A 21,611-nucleotide genomic window follows, 5' to 3' on the forward strand; every position below is an offset into this window, starting at 1 on the left:
AAATTTCAAAAATGGGAGAAGTATTGTGAATATATTTAGCAATGAAGATTTAAACATATACTTAAAATCCGTAAGAGAACACAGACTGATAACTCACGAAGAAGAAATTGAACTTGCAAAACAAATTAAACTAGGAGACCTGAAAGCCAAAAACAAAATGATAAATGCCAATTTACGTCTTGTCTTAAAAATAATTAAAAGATATGCTGGCAAAGGATTAAAAGTTGAAGACTTAATACAAGAAGGAAATCTAGGTTTAATTAGAGCAGCTGAAAAATATGATCCAAGTAAAAACACCAAATTCTCAACTTACGCATCATTTTGGATTAAACAATCACTTCAAAGAGCATTAAATACCAAAACAAGACTTGTAAAGGTACCATACAGAAAAGAAAATTTAATACTCCAAATAAATAAATATCTCATGGAAGAAGAAAAATCACCAAAAAAAGAAGACATAATGGAAAGATTTAACTTAACAACTGCTCAATATATAAAAATCATTCCCTATCTTGAAAAAGAATATTCCCTTGATAAAAAGATCGAGGGTTCAGAAAATTCTACACTACTAAATCTCTATGAAGACAATTCTTTTAACCCTGAAAGTACCCTTGAACAAAATTCAACACTAAGACATCTCAATCACATACTAAAGACCAAACTAAATGAAAAGGAAAGATATATCATAATAAAAAGATATAACTTAGACAACAGTGATAAAAAAAGCACCTTAAAAGACATTTCCAGTGAACTTGGAATCTCCTCAGAAACCGTTAGACAAATTGAAAAAAGGGTACTTAAAAAACTCAAAGAAGAACTTTATCAATAAACATTGACTTAATACTAGATTTTGATATAATGAGAAGCTACTGAACATGAGTATTAACAATGTTTCTATTTTTCTAAAGAAACATAAATTAAAAATCACAATATCATTTGTTATTATTACATCTTTTGTCTCAATAATTATGTTATTTTCTAGCCTTGTATATATAAAATCAAATGCAAAAAAATTCAATCTAAACTTTAAGAACAAATTAGCAAAAATTAAAAAAGAAAATTTAATAAAAATACAAAAAAATTTAAAACCTGCATTTTATCTCATAATTGATGATGTTGGCTATGACGAATTTATGTTAGACGAATTTATAAAAATTGACTTAAACATAAATTTTTCAATTATTCCCTTTTTACCAAAATCAATGAATTTTTATAACAAACTAAAAAGTAAAAATAAAATTATAATGATTCATTTGCCAATGCAATCAAAATATAAAAATTCAATAGAAAAATTTCACATAAACATCAATGATAATGAATTTGCAATACGAACAAAAATTGAAAAGATATTTAAAACATATTCCAATGCAAAGATCATGAATAATCATATGGGGAGTCTTATTACTGCAAACGAGAATATAATGCAAATTATTCTAATCAAACTTAAAGAAGAAAATAGATACTTTTTCGATAGCCTAACTACCCAAAAAAGCATATCCGCAAAAATTGGTAAAAAAATTGGGATTACAGTAGAGCAAAGAGACGTATTTCTTGATAACAAAGATAATGAAAAAGCCGTAATTAAAGCGCTTGAGAAAGCAAAACAGATAGCTAGAAAAAAAGGAATTGTTAAAGTAATAGGACATATTTGGTCAAAAAACACTCTTAAAATACTCAAAAAAGAAGCAGTAAACTTAAATAAAGAATTTGAATTTAAAAATTTAATCAACCTTTACCAAAAAGAGGAAAAAAATGAAAGTGCTTGGAATAGAAACTTCATGCGATGATTGCTGTGCAGCTATAGTAGAAAATGGTGTTAAGATTTTAAGTAATATCAAACTTAGTCAAAAAGAACACAAAAAATATTATGGTGTAGTGCCAGAGATTGCCTCAAGGCTACACACGGAATTTATCATGTCTGTTTGTCAAAAGGCGATAACAAATGCTAAAATACATACATCAGAAATTGATTTAATAGCAGTCACATCTAAACCTGGTCTTATTGGTTCCTTAATTGTTGGCGTAAACTTTGCTAAAGGTTTATCAATTGCCCTTAAAAAGCCTCTAATTTGCATTGATCATATTTTAGGTCATCTTTATGCTCCTTTAATGATTAAAAAGATAGAATATCCATTTTTATCTCTAATATTAAGTGGGGGACACACAATACTTGCAAAACAAAATAACTTCGATGACATTGAAATACTTGGACGAACGCTTGACGATGCTTGTGGAGAAGCATTTGACAAAGTAGCAAAATACTATAAAATGGGATTCCCAGGTGGACCAAATATAGAAAAATTAGCCAAAAGCGGTAACCAATATGCATTTAATTTTCCAATTACAATTTTTGACAAAAAAGAAAATAGGTATAATTTTTCATATTCAGGCCTTAAAACAGCATGTATACATCAACTTGAAAAGTTTAAAAACAAAAATGAAAACATAACAAAAAATAATATTGCTGCAAGCTTCCAAAGAATAGCTTTTGAAAATTTAATTATTCCAATTAAAAGAGCAATAAAAGATACCAATATAAAAAAATTAATAATAGCTGGAGGAGTTGCAAGCAATCTTTATTTAAGAGAAAAGATCAAAAACCTTGAAATAGAAACATACTATCCCCCCATTGAACTTTGCACAGATAACGGAGCAATGATTGCAGGAATTGGGTACCTTATGTATTTAAAATACGGGGCAAGTCCAATTGAAATTGATGCAAACTCAAGAATAGAAAACTATAAACATACAAAAGGAAAGACAGTATGAAACGCGTATTAGCCATGCATGACATTTCAACTATAGGTAGAGCATCACTTACAATATGCATACCAGTCATATCATCATTTAATATGCAAGTTTGTCCATTTGTAACTGCAGTTCTCTCAGCAACAACAGATTACAAAAAATTTGAAATAATAGATTTAACAAATAAATTAAAAAAATTTATTTTATCTTGGAAAAATCAAAACGAAAACTTTGATATATTCTATAGTGGATTTCTTGGAAGCAATACCCAGCAAAAAATAATAGAAAAGATGTTCAAACTACTCAATTTTGAAAAAATAATAATTGATCCTGTATTTGCAGACAATGGTGTACTCTACCCTACTTTTGATGAAAAAATAGTAAATGGATTTAGAAGCCTAATAAAACATGCAAACATCATAACACCTAATATCACAGAATTGAAAATGTTAGCTAAAAGTGAAAAGATAAACAATAAGGATGAAATAATAAAAGCAATATTAAATCTTGAAATAAACGGAATAATCATAGTTACAAGTGTAGAAAAGGAAAATCTTATAGGAAATGTTATTTATAATACAAAAACAAAAGAATATTCAGAAATCTTTTTAGAAAAATTAGAAAAAAACTTCGGTGGAACAGGCGATTTATTTGCAAGTCTACTAATAGGATATCTGGAAAAATTAGAGATAGAAGATGCTCTAGAAAAAACAACTAAAGTAATTCATTCAATAATCAAATATTCTATTGAAAATAGCAGTCTTAAAAATAAAGGTATTCAAATTGAGCAATTTTTAAAAAATATTTTCTAACCTATTTCAATATAAGATTCTCTCTTAATACAGTCAAACCGTGATTTTTTAAAAAACACAATTTGATATAAATTAACTCCTAATATTTTTTTAAATTCAATAAAATTTAAAAAGGTCACTGTAAAAGTAATATGATGTTTTTTCTTGTATTGATCTATCCTGATCATTGGTATCATCAAGAAAGTCTTTGCAATTTAGCAAGTGGTTTTTTAAACTTTGAAAGCCATTTTTAACACCGACAAAGTGTTGTTTTAATTTGATTATTTCTTCTATAGGGACTTTATGGTCATTAATTAACTTGCTAGTTATATTATCTAGATAGTTCCTTAAAGTTCCGCTTTTCAAGTTCATTAAAGACTGACAATCTTTTTATACATGCTGTTTTGTTTCTTTTATTAGTTAATTGGGTAGTAAATTGACTTTCATGGTTTTTATTGACTTGCAAGTCTATATTAGACTTGGTGGTTATAGTATTTTTTGATAATTTATTTGTAAATGAGTTCTCTATAGAATTCTTGTTATTATTATAATTACTTATTATAACAGGGGCATTTCGAGGGGCATTTTTTAATTTTTCTTTAATGTCATATTCGTTTTCATTATTTTTTTCAAGTTCATTAAATGCATTCTTGATTGTAATAACTTTTTTTAGTTTATTATTTTTAATATATTCTTTTAATAGGTCATAAGAATCTTGTTTGTAATGATATATAACAATACTACCTTTATACTTATTACTTGCATTTGTGTGGTAAAGTCTTTTAACACTGAAGATATTTAGTTTTACAAATAATTGCAAATCTTTTTTTATGGTATTTATTGTAGTTTCTTTATAACCTTCCTTTCTTAAGAAAGAATTCAATATATTTAGAATATCTTTTTGTTTTGCAACCTTTAATTTTGTTATTTGATCATCAGTAAGATACTTAATATCTTTAATATTTAATGAATTGAATTTATTTTGTAGTTTTGTAGATTCATGTTTAACAATGCTAAATAGCTTTTTTAATCTTTTTTCTTTTGATATTAAAATCAGCTTTATTTTCTTACTATTAATTAAATTATCAAGACCTTGATATTGAAGTGCATTTTGTTTTTTTTAGGGGATTGATTTTATTTAAATTATCATTTATTATCTTCATACGGTTAAATGAATTGCTTTGTATGCCCTTAGTAGGTTGTTACTTTTAGCAACTTGCTAGGGATGCAAAACAATCTCTTCTCCTTTTCTGTGATTATTTTAAATGTATTCATGTTTAGTAATTGTAGCTCTTTTTGGGGACAAGTGCAACTAAATTGATCTTTTTTTGTAATAAAAATTCAAACAATCATTATAAGTTTTTAGATTTTATATTTGCATATATAGTACTTGTCATAATGCTGGAATATCCCGCTATATTTTGTACAGTTCTAAGATTTTGGGTTTTTTTATACACATTAGTTAAATAAGTGTATCTAAGAAGGTCAAAATAAATCCGTTTTTCAAAACCTAGTTTTATGGATTTATTTCTTAACATTTTGTTTATAACTCTCATACAAAGCTGTTTGCCATTATTATTTTCAAATAAGTAAATATTTTTAGCTATTTTGAATTTTGCATACATTTCATTAAGTTCAGCAAAAAACTTAGGATTGATTCTAAGTGTTCTATTTTGGCTTAACTTTTCTTTTTTAACACGAATTCTCCCCGAATTTTGATTAACATCGATCCATTTAAGATTAATAGCTTCTGAGATTTTAAGCCCCGTTGACAAAATCAATTTTATAAGCAATTTATTTCTATATTGGATACGACTTGTTATCTTGAAAGAATCTAATAATAGATTAATTTCATCTTTTTCTAAAATATTAGGAATTTTTCTTGTATATTTCTTTTTTATGGTTTTTACCTCGTTACTCATATAATAAACCCCTTGTTATAATTAATAATTTAAAATAAAGACTAAGGTAGTGTAAAGTTTTGATCTTAAAAAAATATATAATGTGAATCTTTTGGGTTGGAGGATTTTGGATATATGAGTCTTATGATATAAAAAACAGCACTCGCATTTATCATAATTCTTCTAGCTATTAATCTCTTATAAAAATCCTTATTTCTTTGATTTTAGATCTTTTCTATATCTTATTGAAGAATATCTTTTAAAATAGTATCAATTTCATTTTGGATTTCAATTGTATAATTGAGGGCTTTGATTGTTTTTTCAAGAGTTTCTATTTCATTAATATCTAAACTTCTTTTCATTCTATATTTAAGATAACTTTTAATTACTTGAGAAGAACCGATAGTATATTCAAAAACTTCTTTAGACACTCCTTTAAAACCATTGTTTTCATTATAAAAGAGCTCTTGAGTTTCATTGTTATAGTTAATTTTCTTTATATTAAAATTTTGTTTATTGTTATCTTGTGAAAAATGTAATCCAATATCATTAGCTTGTATGTCAATATTTTTTAGTAAATGCATATCAATCAGCTTGCAACCTAAATTGCTTAGTGTTTCAAATATTTCAACTTCATTAACAAAAATGATTTTTGGATAGTCTATTTTTAAGAATTCAATAAATTTATTTCTATAGATATTTGAATAAAGAATTGCATAAATATAACCTAATATTTCATTTGGATTGTATGCTTTGCAGTATTTGTTATTTATAAAATTTCTAAATGTATCTTTAAAGTTTTCTTTAATCTCATTATTTGTAATTATATTATTATCTTTTATATATAAGGGCATACAATATGATTCTCCTCCTATAGAATGTCTATCTATAATTTCATTTGATACAAAAGCGTGTTTAAAGTTATTACTTGGCAACATTCTACTGCTTATCAATGCAATATTGTTATCAATTTCTAAAATATGTTTCATTATGTTATAAACAGGACGTGAAACAACTCCGCCTTTGATTACAGAATAGTAAACAAATCTAGTATCAAACGGCTTGTAAGTTATTCTTTTTACATATTTAGAATCTATATTAGTATTTTGTAAGAATTGTTGTACTTTTGTTAACTTCCAATCTTTTGAATCTTTTTGAATATCATATTTAACACGAGCATCGTTTTCATTTAAATAAGCAAAATCTCTTAATTTATCTAAAAGTTCGCTTTTGGTAAAATCAATTGCTATCTTATCTTTATTAGTCTGAACGCTAATACTATATTCAATAAAAATATCTTTTAATGAAATGGAATTTTCATTATTGTAAAGACTTTCATTTTTAAAATCTTTCTTAACAAAAAAATAATAAGGAGGACTTGGTTTTAATGTTTCAAAATCAATTGTGTCGATATCATTCAATTCTAAATAAGAATATTTATATTCTTTTGTATTTTTTATGCTTTTATACAGTACAGTAGCAAGTTCATTAGGATTTGTTTTTTGTTTTGTTTTTATAAAGATCGCAATAGCAACGCCGGTTTGTATATCAAATACATTCTCATCAGTTTCATTATCAAATCTATCTTTTTTTCTTAAATTACCATTTAAATTCAAAATATATATTTTTTCAAAAGTTCTTAACAAATGCCATCTCATGAATCTAAAAGTGACATTATCTAGATAAGCATTATTAGTAATAAAACCAAGCAAACCTTGATTAGAAGTTTCAATTTTATATTCAGAATATCTAATAAATTTAACATAATCATCATTTAATGAAGTAATTGTTTTTTCATTTAAAGTTTCATTATCTATTTTTTTATAGTCATTTAATAAATGTCTTATAAATTCATTATTATTTTTTGATTTTGAATTATAAGGAGGATTACCTAAAATTACTAAAATATTTTTATTTTTTATTTCATTTGCAAGTTCATTTTCTTTACTAATTGCTTTGAAAATGCCATGAATAACTTGTTGTTGAGACTTTATTGTATTATCAAGTGTATTCGTTAATACAATTTTCAACTTATTCTCATTATCTAAATTAAAATTACAAACTTCTTTTAAATATTGACTTATTTTTAAATTAGCAACTGTATAAGGAGTCATCAAATATTCAAAACCATACAAGTTTTTAAGAATATGATTTTCTATGTAGAAATGTTCTTTACTTGTATTATTAAGCTCTTTAAGGATGCATTTAATAGTTTCAAGTAGAAAAGTGCCCGTACCCGTTGCAAAATCCAATACACTCACCTTATCTTTATTAGCAAAGCCAGTTGATAAATTAAATTCAGTTTTTAATATAAAATGCAAACTTTTTACAATAAATTCCACTACAGCATGAGGTGTGTAGTAAACCCCTTTACCTTTTCTAAGATCTTTATCATATTTAATTAAAAAATCTTCATAAAAGTATAAATAAGGATCTTTAAAAGATTTTGTTTCATTTTGTATAAAAGAAAATCTTTCAAATATCGATTTACTGTCAATACAATTTATAATGTTAAGAAGCTCATTTAAAATCCATTTAATATCTATATATTCAAAATCAATAGAAATATCTTCAATTAGTCTTAAAATACTTGTTATTAAACTAAAATTATTTGGAATGAACTGTTTTATATTATTAAAATCAATAAAAACAGCATCATTTGGATCATTTAATTTTGATAAAAAAAGACCAAAAGTTATAGTTTGAGATATAGAATCACTGAATTCACTGGTATTTAAAGTATCACAATAAAGTTCAGTCTTAATGAATTGATAAGAACTTACTAAACTATTTTGATTATTTTTTTTAAGAGAAATGTCTAATTTTTCATTAATAAGATCCTTTAATGTTTTAGTTCTTATGGCTAGTAAGCTTGCCAAACTTTCAATATTAGTAATTCTTTCATAAGAATTTCTTAAGAATTCTTTTATAATAAAATCAACTTTAGCTACTCTAATACTATCCAATTTGCTAGTTTTACTTAATTCAATATCATAAAGTAAAATCTCTCTTAAAGTAACAATGCCATTTTTTATTAAAATAAACTCAAGATAATTTGTTAATAAAATGTTATTTGAAAGTTCTTTATATTTTTCTATTTGTTTGCTTGCCAAGGTTTCATTTAAGTTTTGATTGGTTTTCTTGACTTCAACATAACCTATATTAATATCATTTAACTTAATAAGAAAATCAGGAGCTCCTAGCCCTGACTTATCTCTTCTAGGCTCGTGTTGTATTTTTATATCTTTATTTTCTTTAAGTTCATTAAGTAGTTTTTCTAAATGAGAACGATCAGTATGCTCAGTTTTACTTTCTTTTGGAATCTCTTTTAAAGATTTTATATATTCATTAAAAACCGCATTTAACATTGATTCTTTAGTAACTTGCATATAATTCATTGTTTATTCTGAATTCCCCTATACTCTTGATTATAACGTCCAGCTTAATTGATCTTTGATACAAGAATAGTATCAATTTCATTTTGTATTTCAATCGTATAATGTAAGGCTTTGATTGTTTTTTCAAGAGTTTCTATTTCATTAATATCTAAACTTCTTTTCATTCTATATTTAAGATAACTTTTAATTACTTGAGAAGAACCGATAGTATATTCAAAAACTTCTTTAGACACTCCTTTAAAACCATTGTTTTCATTATAAAAGAGCTCTTGAGTTTCATTGTTATAGTTAATTTTCTTTATATTAAAATTTTGTTTATTGTTATCTTGTGAAAAATGTAATCCAATATCATTAGCTTGTATGTCAATATTTTTTAGTAAATGCATATCAATCAGCTTGCAACCTAAATTGCTTAGTTTTTCAAATGTTTCAACTTCATTAACAAAAATGATTTTTGGATAGTCTATTTTTAAGAATTCAATAAATTTATTTCTATAGATATTTGAATAAAGAATTGCATAAATATAACCTAATATTTCATTTGGATTGTATGCTTTGCAGTATTTGTTATTTATAAAATTTCTAAATGTGTCTTTAAAATTTTCTTTAATCTCATTATTTATAATTGTGTTGTTATTTTTTATATACAAAGGAAATAAATAAGCATCAGAAATTGAATGTATGTCTACCAGAATATTAGATATAAAAGCATGTTTAAAATCAATGTGTAATAATCTACTTGTTATCAATGCAATGTTATTATCAATTTCTAAAATATGTTTCATTATGTTATATCTAGGACGTGAAATAACTCCGCCTTTGATTACAGAATAGTAAACAAATCTAGTATCAAACGGCTTGTAAGTTATTCTTTTTACATATTTAGAATCTATATTAGTATTTTGTAAGAATTGTTGTACTTTTGTTAACTTCCAATCTTTTGAATCTTTTTGAATATCATATTTAACACGAGCATCGTTTTCATTTAAATAAGCAAAATCTCTTAATTTATCTAAAAGTTCGCTTTTGGTAAAATCAATTGCTATCTTATCTTTATGAGTCTGAACGCTAATACTATATTCAATAAAAATATCTTTTAATGAAATGGAATTTTCATTATTGTAAAGACTTTCATTTTTAAAATCTTTTTTAACAAAGAAATAATAAGGAGGACTTGGTTTTAATGTTTCAAAATCAATTGTGTCGATATCATTCAATTCTAGATAAGAATATTTATATTCTCTTGTATTTTTTATGCTTTTATACAGTACAGTAGCAAGTTCATTAGGATTTGTTTTTTGTTTTGTTTTTATAAAGATCGCAATAGCAACTCCGGTTTGTATATCAAATACATTCTCATCAGTTTCATTATCAAATCTATCTTTTTTTCTTAAATTACCATTTAAATTTAGTATATATATCTTTTCAAAAGTTCTTAGTAAATGCCATCTCATGAATCTAAAAGTGACATTATCTAGATAAGCATTATTAGTAATAAAACCAAGCAAACCTTGATTAGAAGTTTCAATTTTATATTCAGAATATCTAATAAATTTAACATAATCATCATTTAATGAAGTAATTGCTTTTTCATTTAAAGTTTCATTATCTATTTTTTTATAGTCATTTAATAAATGTCTTATAAATTCATTATTATTTTTTGATTTTGAATTATAAGGAGGATTGCCTAAAATTACTAAAATATTTTTATTTTTTATTTCATTTGCAAGTTCATTTTCTTTACTAATTGCTTTGAAAATGCCATGAATAACTTGTTGTTGAGACTTTATTGTATTATCAAGTGTATTCGTTAATACAATTTTCAACTTATTCTCATTATCTAAATTAAAATTACAAACTTCTTTTAAATATTGACTTATTTTTAAATTAGCAACTGTATAAGGAGTCATCAAATATTCAAAACCATACAAGTTTTTAAGAATATGATTTTCTATGTAGAAATGTTCTTTACTTGTATTATTAAGTTCTTTAAGAATGCATTTAATAGTTTCAAGTAAAAAAGTGCCCGTACCCGTTGCAAAATCCAATACACTCACCTTATCTTTATTAGCAAAGCCAGTTGATAAATTAAATTCAGTTTTTAATATAAAATGCAAACTTTTTACAATAAATTCCACTACAGCATGAGGTGTGTAGTAAACTCCTTTACCTTTTCTAAGATCTTTATCATATTTAATTAAAAAATCTTCATAAAAGTATAAATAAGGATCTTTAAAAGATTTTGTTTCATTTTGTATAAAAGAAAATCTTTTAAAGATCGATTTACTGTCAATACAATTTATAATGTTAAGAAGCTCATTTAAAATCCATTTAATATCTATATATTCAAAATCAATAGAAATATCTTCAATTAGTCTTAAAATACTTGTTATTAAACTAAAATTATTTGGAATGAACTGTTTTATATTATTAAAATCAATAAAAACAGCATCATTTGGATCATTTAATTTTGATAAAAAAAGACCAATAGTTATGGTTTGAGATATAGAATCACTGAATTCACTAGTATTTAAAGTATCACAATAAAGTTCAGTCTTAATGAATTGATAAGAACTTACTAAACTATTTTGATTATTTTTTTTAAGAGAAATGTCTAATTTTTCATTAATAAGATCCTTTAATGTTTTAGTTCTTATGGCTAGTAAGCTTGCCAAACTTTCAATATTAGTAATTCTTTCATAAGAATTTCTTAAGAATTCTTTTATAATAAAATCAACTTTAGCTACTCTAATACTATCCAATTTGCTAGTTTTACTTAATTCAATATCATAAAGTAAAATCTCTCTTAAAGTAACAACGCCATTTCTTATTAAAATAAACTCAAGATAATTTGTTAATAAAATGTTATTTGAAAGTTCTTTATATTTTTCTATTTGTTTGCTTGCCAAGGTTTCATTTAAGTTTTGATTGGTTTTCTTGACTTCAACATAACCTATATTAATATCATTTAACTTAATAAGAAAATCAGGAGCTCCTAGCCCTGACTTATCTCTTCTAGGCTCGTGTTGTATTTTTATATCTTTATTTTCTTTAAGTTCATTAAGTAGTTTTTCTAAATGAGAACGATCAGTATGCTCAGTTTTACTTTCTTTTGGAATCTCTTTTAAAGATTTTATATATTCATTAAAAACCGCATTTAACATTGATTCTTTAGTAACTTGCATATAATTCATTGTTTATTCTGAATTCCCCTATACTCTTGATTATAACGTCCAGCTTAATTGATCTTTGATACAAGAATAGTATCAATTTCATTTTGTATTTCAATCGTATAATGTAAGGCTTTGATTGTTTTTTCAAGAGTTTCTATTTCATTAATATCTAAACTTCTTTTCATTCTATATTTAAGATAACTTTTAATTACTTGATAAGAACCGATAGTATATTCAAAAACTTCTTTAGACACTCCTTTAAAACCATTGTTTTCATTATAAAAGAGCTCTTGAGTTTCATTGTTATAGTTAATTTTCTTTATATTAAAATTTTGTTTATTGTTATCTTGTGAAAAATGTAATCCAATATCATTAGCTTGTATGTCAATATTTTTTAGTAAATGCATATCAATCAGCTTGCAACCTAAATTGCTTAGTTTTTCAAATGTTTCAACTTCATTAACAAAAATGATTTTTGGATAGTCTATTTTTAAGAATTCAATAAATTTATTTCTATAGATATTTGAATAAAGAATTGCATAAATATAACCTAATATTTCATTTGGATTGTATGCTTTGCAGTATTTGTTATTTATAAAATTTCTAAATGTGTCTTTAAAATTTTCTTTAATCTCATTATTTATAATTGTGTTGTTATTTTTTATATACAAAGGAAATAAATAAGCATCAGAAATTGAATGTATGTCTACCAGAATATTAGATATAAAAGCATGTTTAAAATCAATGTGTAATAATCTACTTGTTATCAATGCAATGTTATTATCAATTTCTAAAATATGTTTCATTATGTTATATCTAGGACATGAAACAACTCCGCCTTTGATTACAGAATAGTAAACAAATCTAGTATCAAACGGCTTGTAAGTTATTCTTTTTACATATTTAGAATCTATATTAGTATTTTGTAAGAATTGTTGTACTTTTGTTAACTTCCAATCTCCTGAATCTTTTTGAATATCATATTTAACACGAGCATCGTTTTCATTTAAATAAGCAAAATCTCTTAATTTATCTAAAAGTTCGCTTTTGGTAAAATCAATTGCTATCTTATCTTTATGAGTCTTAACGCTAATACTATATTCAATAAAAATATCTTTTAATGAAATGGAATTTTCATTATTGTAAAGACTTTCATTTATAAAATCTTTTTTAACAAAGAAATAATAAGGAGGACTTGGTTTTAATGTTTCAAAATCAATTGTGTCGATATCATTCAATTCTAGATAAGAATATTTATATTCTCTTGTATTTTTTATGCTTTTATACAGTACAGTAGCAAGTTCATTAGGATTTGTTTTTTGTTTTGTTTTTATAAAGATCGCAATAGCAACGCCGGTTTGTATATTAAATACATTCTCATCAGTTTCATTATCAAATCTATCTTTTTTTCTTAAATTACCATTTAAATTCAAAATATATATTTTTTCAAAAGTTCTTAACAAATGCCATCTCATGAATCTAAAAGTGACATTATCTAGATAAGCATTATTAGTAATAAAACCAAGCAAACCTTGATTAGAAGTTTCAATTTTATATTCAGAATATCTAATAAATTTAACATAATCATCATTTAATGAAGTAATTGTTTTTTCATTTAAAGTTTCATTATCTATTTTTTTATAGTCATTTAATAAATGTCTTATAAATTCATTATTATTTTTTGATTTTGAATTATAAGGAGGATTACCTAAAATTACTAAAATATTTTTATTTTTTATTTCATTTGCAAGTTCATTTTCTTTACTAATTGCTTTGAAAATGCCATGAATAACTTGTTGTTGAGACTTTATTGTATTATCAAGTGTATTCGTTAATACAATTTTCAACTTATTCTCATTATCTAAATTAAAATTACAAACTTCTTTTAAATATTGACTTATTTTTAAATTAGCAACTGTATAAGGAGTCATCAAATATTCAAAACCATACAAGTTTTTAAGAATATGATTTTCTATGTAGAAATGTTCTTTACTTGTATTATTAAGTTCTTTAAGGATGCATTTAATAGTTTCAAGTAGAAAAGTGCCCGTACCCGTTGCAAAATCCAATACACTCACCTTATCTTTATTAGCAAAGCCAGTTGATAAATTAAATTCAGTTTTTAATATAAAATGCAAACTTTTTACAATAAATTCCACTACAGCATGAGGTGTGTAGTAAACTCCTTTACCTTTTCTAAGATCTTTATCATATTTAATTAGAAAATCTTCATAAAAGTATAAATAAGGATCTTTAAAAGATTTTGTTTCATTTTGTATAAAAGAAAATCTTTCAAATATCGATTTACTGTCAATACAATTTATAATGTTAAGAAGCTCATTTAAAATCCATTTAATATCTATATATTCAAAATCAATAGAAATATCTTCAATTAGTCTTAAAATACTTGTTATTAAACTAAAATTATTTGGTATAAATTTCTTTATATTATCAAAATCAATAAAAACAGCATCATTTGGATCATTTAATTTTGATAAAAAAAGACCAAAAGTTATGGTTTGAGATATAGAATCACTGAATTCACTAGTATTTAAAGTATCACAATAAAGTTCAGTCTTAATGAATTGATAAGAACTTACTAAACTATTTTGATTATTTTTTTTAAGAGAAATGTCTAATTTTTCATTAATAAGATCCTTTAATGTTTTAGTTCTTATGGCTAGTAAGCTTGCCAAACTTTCAATATTAGTAATTCTTTCATAAGAATTTCTTAAGAATTCTTTTATAATAAAATCAACTTTAGCTACTCTAATACTATCCAATTTGCTAGTTTTACTTAATTCAATATCATAAAGTAAAATCTCTCTTAAAGTAACAACGCCATTTCTTATTAAAATAAACTCAAGATAATTTGTTAATAAAATGTTATTTGAAAGTTCTTTATATTTTTCTATTTGTTTGCTTGCCAAGGTTTCATTTAAGTTTTGATTGGTTTTCTTGACTTCAACATAACCTATATTAATATCATTTAACTTAATAAGAAAATCAGGAGCTCCTAGCCCTGACTTATCTCTTCTAGGCTCGTGTTGTATTTTTATATCTTTATTTTCTTTAAGTTCATTAAGTAGTTTTTCTAAATGAGAACGATCAGTATGCTCAGTTTTACTTTCTTTTGGAATCTCTTTTAAAGATTTTATATATTCATTAAAAACCGCATTTAACATTGATTCTTTAGTAACTTGCATATAATTCATTGTTTATTCTGAATTCCCCTATACTCTTGATTATAACGTCCAGCTTAATTGATCTTTGATACAAGAATAGTATCAATTTCATTTTGTATTTCAATTGTATAATTGAGGGCTTTGATTGTTTTTTCAAGAGTTTCTATTTCATTAATATCTAAACTTCTTTTCATTCTATATTTAAGATAACTTTTAATTACTTGAGAAGAACCGATAGTATATTCAAAAACTTCTTTAGACACTCCTTTAAAACCATTGTTTTCATTATAAAAGAGCTCTTGAGTTTCATTATTATAGTTAATTTTCTTTATATTAAAATTTTGTTTATTGTTATCTTGTGAAAAATGTAATCCAATATCATTAGCTTGTATGTCAATATTTTTTAGTAAATGCATATCAATCAGCTTGCAACCTAAATTGCTTAGTGTTTCAAATATTTCAACTTCATTAACAAAAATTATTTTTGGATAGTCAATTTTTAAGAACTCAATAAATTTATTTCTATAGATATTGGAATAAAGAATTGCATAAATATAACCTAATATTTCATTTGGATTGTATGCTTTGCAGTATTTGTTATTTATAAAATTTCTAAATGTATCTTTAAAGTTTTCTTTAATCTCATTATTTGTAATTATATTATTATCTTTTATATATAAGGGCATACAATATGATTCTCCTCCTATAGAATTTCTATCTATAATTTTATTTGATACAAAAGCGTGTTTAAAGTTATTACTTGGCAACATTCTACTGCTTATCAATGCAATATTGTTATCAATTTCTAAAATATGTTTCATTATGTTATATCTAGGACGTGAAACAACTCCGCCTTTGATTACAGAATAGTAAACAAATCTAGTATCAAACGGCTTGTAAGTTATTCTTTTTACATATTTAGAATCTATATTAGTATTTTGTAAGAATTGTTGTACTTTTGTTAACTTCCAATCTTTTGAATCTTTTTGAATATCATATTTAATACGAACATCGTTTTCATTTAAATAAGCAAAATCTTTTAATTTATCTAAAAGTTCGCTTTTAGTAAAATCAATTGCTATCTTATCTTTATGAGTCTGAACGCTAATACTATATTCAATAAAAATATCTTTTAATGAAATGGAATTTTCATTATTGTAAAGACTTTCATTTATAAAATCTTTTTTAACAAAGAAATAATAAGGAGGACTTGGTTTTAATGTTTCAAAATCAATTGTGTCGATATCATTCAATTCTAGATAAGAATATTTATATTCTCTTTTATTTTTTATGCTTTTATACAGTACAGTAGCAAGTTCATTAGGATTTGTTTTTTGTTTTGTTTTTATAAAGATCGCAATAGCAACGCCGGTTTGTATATTAAATACATTCTCATCAATTTCATTATCAAATCTATCTTTTTTTCTTAAATTGCCATTTAAATTCAAAATATATATTTTTTCAAAAGTTCTTAACAAATGCCATCTCATGAATCTAAAAGTGACATTATCTAGATAAGCATTATTAGTAATAAAACCAAGCAAACCTTGATTAGAAGTTTCAATTTTATATTCAGAATATCTAATAAATTTAACATAATCATCATTTAAAGGCTTTATATTCCTTTCACCTAAAGTTAGATTATCTATCTTTTTATAATCATTCATTAAATTCAATATAAATTTATTATTATTTTTTGATTTTGAATTATAAGGAGGATTACCTAAAATTACTAAAATATTTTTATTTTTTATTTCATTTGCAAGTTCATTTTCTTTACTAATTGCTTTGAAAATGCCATGAATAACTTGTTGTTGAGACTTTATTGTATTATCAAGTGTATTCGTTAATACAATTTTCAACTTATTCTCATTATCTAAATTAAAATTACAAACTTCTTTTAAATATTGACTTATTTTTAAATTAGCAACTGTATAAGGAGTCATCAAATATTCAAAACCATACAAGTTTTTAAGAATATGATTTTCTATATAGAAATGTTCTTTACTTGTATTATTAAGCTCTTTAAGGATGCATTTAATAGTTTCAAGTAGAAAAGTGCCCGTACCCGTTGCAAAATCCAATACACTCACCTTATCTTTATTAGCAAAGCCAGTTGATAAATTAAATTCAGTTTTTAATATAAAATGCAAACTTTTTACAATAAATTCCACTACAGCATGAGGTGTGTAGTAAACTCCTTTACCTTTTCTAAGATCTTTATCATATTTAATTAGAAAATCTTCATAAAAGTATAAATAAGGATCTTTAAAAGATTTTGTTTCATTTTGTATAAAAGAAAATCTTTCAAATATCGATTTACTGTCAATACAATTTATAATGTTAAGAAGCTCATTTAAAATCCATTTAATATCTATATATTCAAAATCAATAGAAATATCTTCAATTAGTCTTAAAATACTTGTTATTAAACTAAAATTATTTGGAATGAACTGTTTTATATTATTAAAATTAATTAAAATATCATCATTTGTATTATTTAATTTTGATAAAAAAAGACCAAAAGTTATGGTTTGTGATATAGAATCACTGAATTCACTGGTATTTAAAGTATCACAATAAAGTTCAGTCTTAATGAATTGATAAGAACTTACTAAACTATTTTGATTATTTTTTTTAAGAGAAATGTCTAATTTTTCATTAATAAGATCCTTTAATGTTTTAGTTCTTATGGCTAGTAAGCTTGCCAAACTTTCAATATTAGTAATTCTTTCATAAGAATTTCTTAAGAATTCTTTTATAATAAAATCAACTTTAGCTACTCTAATACTATCCAATTTGCTAGTTTTACTTAATTCAATATCATAAAGTAAAATCTCTCTTAAAGTAACAACGCCATTTTTTATTAAAATAAACTCAAGATAGTTTGTTAATAAAATGTTATTTGAAAGTTCTTTATATTTTTCTATTTGTTTGCTTGCCAAGGTTTCATTTAAGTTTTGATTGGTTTTCTTGACTTCAACATAACCTATATTAATATCATTTAACTTAATAAGAAAATCAGGAGCTCCTAGCCCTGACTTATCTCTTCTAGGCTCGTGTTGTATTTTTATATCTTTATTTTCTTTAAGTTCATTAAGTAGTTTTTCTAAATGAGAACGATCAGTATGCTCAGTTTTACTTTCTTTTGGAATCTCTTTTAAAGATTTTATATATTCATTAAAAACCGCATTTAACATTGATTCTTTAGTAACTTGCATATAATTCATTGTTTATTCTGAATTCCCCTATACTCTTGATTATAACGTCCAGCTTAATTGATCTTTGATACAAGAATAGTATCAATTTCATTTTGTATTTCAATCGTATAATGTAAGGCTTTGATTGTTTTTTCAAGAGTTTCTATTTCATTAATATCTAAACTTCTTTTCATTCTATATTTAAGATAACTTTTAATTACTTGAGAAGAACCGATAGTATATTCAAAAACTTCTTTAGACACTCCTTTAAAACCATTGTTTTCATTATAAAAGAGCTCTTGAGTTTCATTGTTATAGTTAATTTTCTTTATATTAAAATTTTGTTTATTGTTATCTTGTGAAAAATGTAATCCAATATCATTAGCTTGTATGTCAATATTTTTTAGTAAATGCATATCAATCAGCTTGCAACCTAAATTGCTTAGTTTTTCAAATGTTTCAACTTCATTAACAAAAATGATTTTTGGATAGTCTATTTTTAAGAATTCAATAAATTTATTTCTATAGATATTTGAATAAAGAATTGCATAAATATAACCTAATATTTCATTTGGATTGTATGCTTTGCAGTATTTGTTATTTATAAAATTTCTAAATGTGTCTTTAAAATTTTCTTTAATCTCATTATTTATAATTGTGTTGTTATTTTTTATATACAAAGGAAATAAATAAGCATCAGAAATTGAATGTATGTCTACCAGAATATTAGATATAAAAGCATGTTTAAAATCAATGTGTAATAATCTACTTGTTATCAATGCAATGTTATTATCAATTTCTAAAATATGTTTCATTATGTTATAAACAGGATATGAAACAACTCCGCCTTTGATTACAGAATAGTAAACAAATCTAGTATCAAACGGCTTGTAAGTTATTCTTTTTACATGTTTAGAATCTATATTAGTATCTTTTAAGAATTTTTGTGCTTTTTGTAACTTCCAATCTCTTGAATCTTTTTGAATATCATATTTAACACGAGCATCGTTTTCATTTAAATAAGCAAAATCTCTTAATTTATCTAAAAGTTCGCTTTTGGTAAAATCAATTGCTATCTTATCTTTATGAGTCTTAACGCTAATACTATATTCAATAAAAATATCTTTTAATGAAATGGAATTTTCATTATTGTAAAGACTTTCATTTATAAAATCTTTCTTAACAAAGAAATAATAAGGAGGACTTGGTTTTAATGTTTCAAAATCAATTGTGTCGATATCATTCAATTCTAAATAAGAATATTTATATTCTCTTGTATTTTTTATGCTTTTATACAGTACAGTAGCAAGTTCATTAGGATTTGTTTTTTGTTTTGTTTTTATAAAGATCGCAATAGCAACTCCGGTTTGTATATCAAATACATTCTCATCAGTTTCATTATCAAATCTATCTTTTTTTCTTAAATTACCATTTAAATTTAAGATATATATTTTTTCAAAGGTTTTTAATAAATGCCATCTCATGAATCTAAAAGTGACATTATCTAGATAAGCATTATTAGTAATAAAACCAAGCAAACCTTGATTAGAAGTTTCAATTTTATATTCAGAATATCTAATAAATTTAACATAATCATCATTTAATGAAGTAATTGCTTTTTCATTTAAAGTTTCATTATCTATTTTTTTATAGTCATTTAATAAATGTCTTATAAATTCATTATTATTTTTTGATTTTGAACTATAAGGAGGATTGCCTAAAATTACTAAAATATTTTTATTTTTTATTTCATTTGCAAGTTCATTTTCTTTACTAATTGCTTTGAAAATGCCATGAATAACTTGTTGTTGAGACTTTATTGTATTATCAAGTGTATTCGTTAATACAATTTTCAACTTATTCTCATTATCTAAATTAAAATTACAAACTTCTTTTAAATATTGACTTATTTTTAAATTAGCAACTGTATAAGGAGTCATCAAATATTCAAAACCATACAAGTTTTTAAGAATATGATTTTCTATGTAGAAATGTTCTTTACTTGTATTATTAAGCTCTTTAAGGATGCATTTAATAGTTTCAAGTAGAAAAGTGCCCGTACCCGTTGCAAAATCCAATACACTCACCTTATCTTTATTAGCAAAGCCAGTTGATAAATTAAATTCAGTTTTTAATATAAAATGCAAACTTTTTACAATAAATTCCACTACAGCATGAGGTGTGTAGTAAACTCCTTTACCTTTTCTAAGATCTTTATCATATTTAATTAAAAAATCTTCATAAAAGTATAAATAAGGATCTTTAAAAGATTTTGTTTCATTTTGTATAAAAGAAAATCTTTTAAATATCGATTTACTGTCAATACAATTTATAATGTTAAGAAGCTCATTTAAAATCCATTTAATATCTATATATTCAAAATCAATAGAAATATCTTCAATTAGTCTTAAAATACTTGTTATTAAACTAAAATTATTTGGTATAAATTTCTTTATATTATCAAAATCAATAAAAACAGCATCATTTGGATCATTTAATTTTGATAAAAAAAGACCAATAGTTATGGTTTGAGATATAGAATCACTGAATTCACTAGTATTTAAAGTATCACAATAAAGTTCAGTCTTAATGAATTGATAAGAACTTACTAAACTATTTTGATTATTTTTTTTAAGAGAAATGTCTAATTTTTCATTAATAAGATCCTTTAATGTTTTAGTTCTTATGGCTAGTAAGCTTGCCAAACTTTCAATATTAGTAATTCTTTCATAAGAATTTCTTAAGAATTCTTTTATTATAAAATCAACTTTAGCTACTCTAATACTATCCAATTTGCTAGTTTTACTTAATTCAATATCATAAAGTAAAATCTCTCTTAAAGTAACAACGCCATTTCTTATTAAAATAAACTCAAGATAATTTGTTAATAAAATGTTATTTGAAAGTTCTTTATATTTTTCTATTTGTTTGCTTGCCAAGGTTTCATTTAAGTTTTGATTGGTTTTCTTGACTTCAACATAACCTATATTAATATCATTTAACTTAATAAGAAAATCAGGAGCTCCTAGCCCTGACTTATCTCTTCTAGGCTCGTGTTGTATTTTTATATCTTTATTTTCTTTAAGTTCATTAAGTAGTTTTTCTAAATGAGAACGATCAGTATGCTCAGTTTTACTTTCTTTTGGAATCTCTTTTAAAGATTTTATATATTCATTAAAAACCGCATTTAACATTGATTCTTTAGTAACTTGCAT

General features: G+C 23.9%; 11 protein-coding genes. 4 read left to right on the forward strand and 7 right to left on the reverse strand.

Features of this window, described 5'->3' with window-relative positions:
• Window positions 1–25 precede the first annotated feature (25 nt).
• From QMG63_RS00445 to QMG63_RS00460, 4 genes are read left to right on the forward strand one after another with little or no spacing between them, the layout of a single operon-like run.
• Window positions 26–829, forward strand: coding sequence for a sigma-70 family RNA polymerase sigma factor (locus QMG63_RS00445; protein WP_281860758.1), 804 nt, complete (start codon window positions 26–28; stop codon window positions 827–829).
• Window positions 830–875: 46 nt separating this feature from the next.
• On the forward strand, window positions 876–1,787 hold the full coding sequence (locus tag QMG63_RS00450) for a divergent polysaccharide deacetylase family protein (protein WP_281860760.1): 912 nt from the start codon (window positions 876–878) through the stop codon (window positions 1,785–1,787).
• A complete protein-coding gene (gene tsaD, locus QMG63_RS00455; RefSeq protein WP_281860761.1) occupies window positions 1,753–2,769 on the forward strand; it encodes a tRNA (adenosine(37)-N6)-threonylcarbamoyltransferase complex transferase subunit TsaD in 1,017 nt (338 codons plus the stop codon). The genes QMG63_RS00450 and tsaD overlap by 35 nt, the downstream gene beginning before the upstream one ends.
• Window positions 2,766–3,560 carry a PfkB family carbohydrate kinase gene (locus QMG63_RS00460; RefSeq protein WP_281860763.1) on the forward strand — a complete coding sequence of 265 codons (795 nt, stop codon included), beginning with the start codon at window positions 2,766–2,768 and terminating at the stop codon, window positions 3,558–3,560. The genes tsaD and QMG63_RS00460 overlap by 4 nt, the downstream gene beginning before the upstream one ends.
• Before the next feature lie 310 nt (window positions 3,561–3,870).
• Here QMG63_RS00460 and QMG63_RS00465 read toward each other — a convergent pair whose 3' ends face one another.
• From QMG63_RS00465 to QMG63_RS00495, 7 genes are all read right to left on the reverse strand, one after another.
• Window positions 3,871–4,422 carry a hypothetical protein gene (locus QMG63_RS00465; RefSeq protein ID WP_345741244.1) on the reverse strand — a complete coding sequence of 184 codons (552 nt, stop codon included), beginning with the start codon at window positions 4,420–4,422 and terminating at the stop codon, window positions 3,871–3,873.
• A 469-nt stretch (window positions 4,423–4,891) separates the two neighbouring features.
• Window positions 4,892–5,461 carry a tyrosine-type recombinase/integrase gene (locus tag QMG63_RS00470; RefSeq protein WP_281860765.1) on the reverse strand — a complete coding sequence of 190 codons (570 nt, stop codon included), beginning with the start codon at window positions 5,459–5,461 and terminating at the stop codon, window positions 4,892–4,894.
• 221 nt (window positions 5,462–5,682) lie between these two features.
• Window positions 5,683–8,829: a type ISP restriction/modification enzyme gene (locus QMG63_RS00475; RefSeq protein WP_281860767.1), complete on the reverse strand. Its 3,147-nt coding sequence runs from the start codon at window positions 8,827–8,829 to the stop codon at window positions 5,683–5,685.
• Between the two features lie 53 nt (window positions 8,830–8,882).
• Window positions 8,883–12,023: a type ISP restriction/modification enzyme gene (locus tag QMG63_RS00480; protein WP_281860769.1), complete on the reverse strand. Its 3,141-nt coding sequence runs from the start codon at window positions 12,021–12,023 to the stop codon at window positions 8,883–8,885.
• Window positions 12,024–12,076: 53 nt separating this feature from the next.
• A complete protein-coding gene (locus QMG63_RS00485; RefSeq protein ID WP_281860771.1) occupies window positions 12,077–15,217 on the reverse strand; it encodes a type ISP restriction/modification enzyme in 3,141 nt (1,046 codons plus the stop codon).
• A 53-nt stretch (window positions 15,218–15,270) separates the two neighbouring features.
• Window positions 15,271–18,417 (reverse strand): type ISP restriction/modification enzyme, encoded by a 3,147-nt coding sequence (locus QMG63_RS00490; RefSeq protein WP_281860773.1) that lies wholly within the window; start codon window positions 18,415–18,417, stop codon window positions 15,271–15,273.
• 53 nt (window positions 18,418–18,470) lie between these two features.
• Window positions 18,471–21,611: a type ISP restriction/modification enzyme gene (locus QMG63_RS00495; protein WP_281860775.1), complete on the reverse strand. Its 3,141-nt coding sequence runs from the start codon at window positions 21,609–21,611 to the stop codon at window positions 18,471–18,473.

This window comes from Candidatus Borrelia fainii (genome assembly GCF_027925085.1).
Taxonomy (GTDB): domain Bacteria; phylum Spirochaetota; class Spirochaetia; order Borreliales; family Borreliaceae; genus Borrelia; species Borrelia turicatae.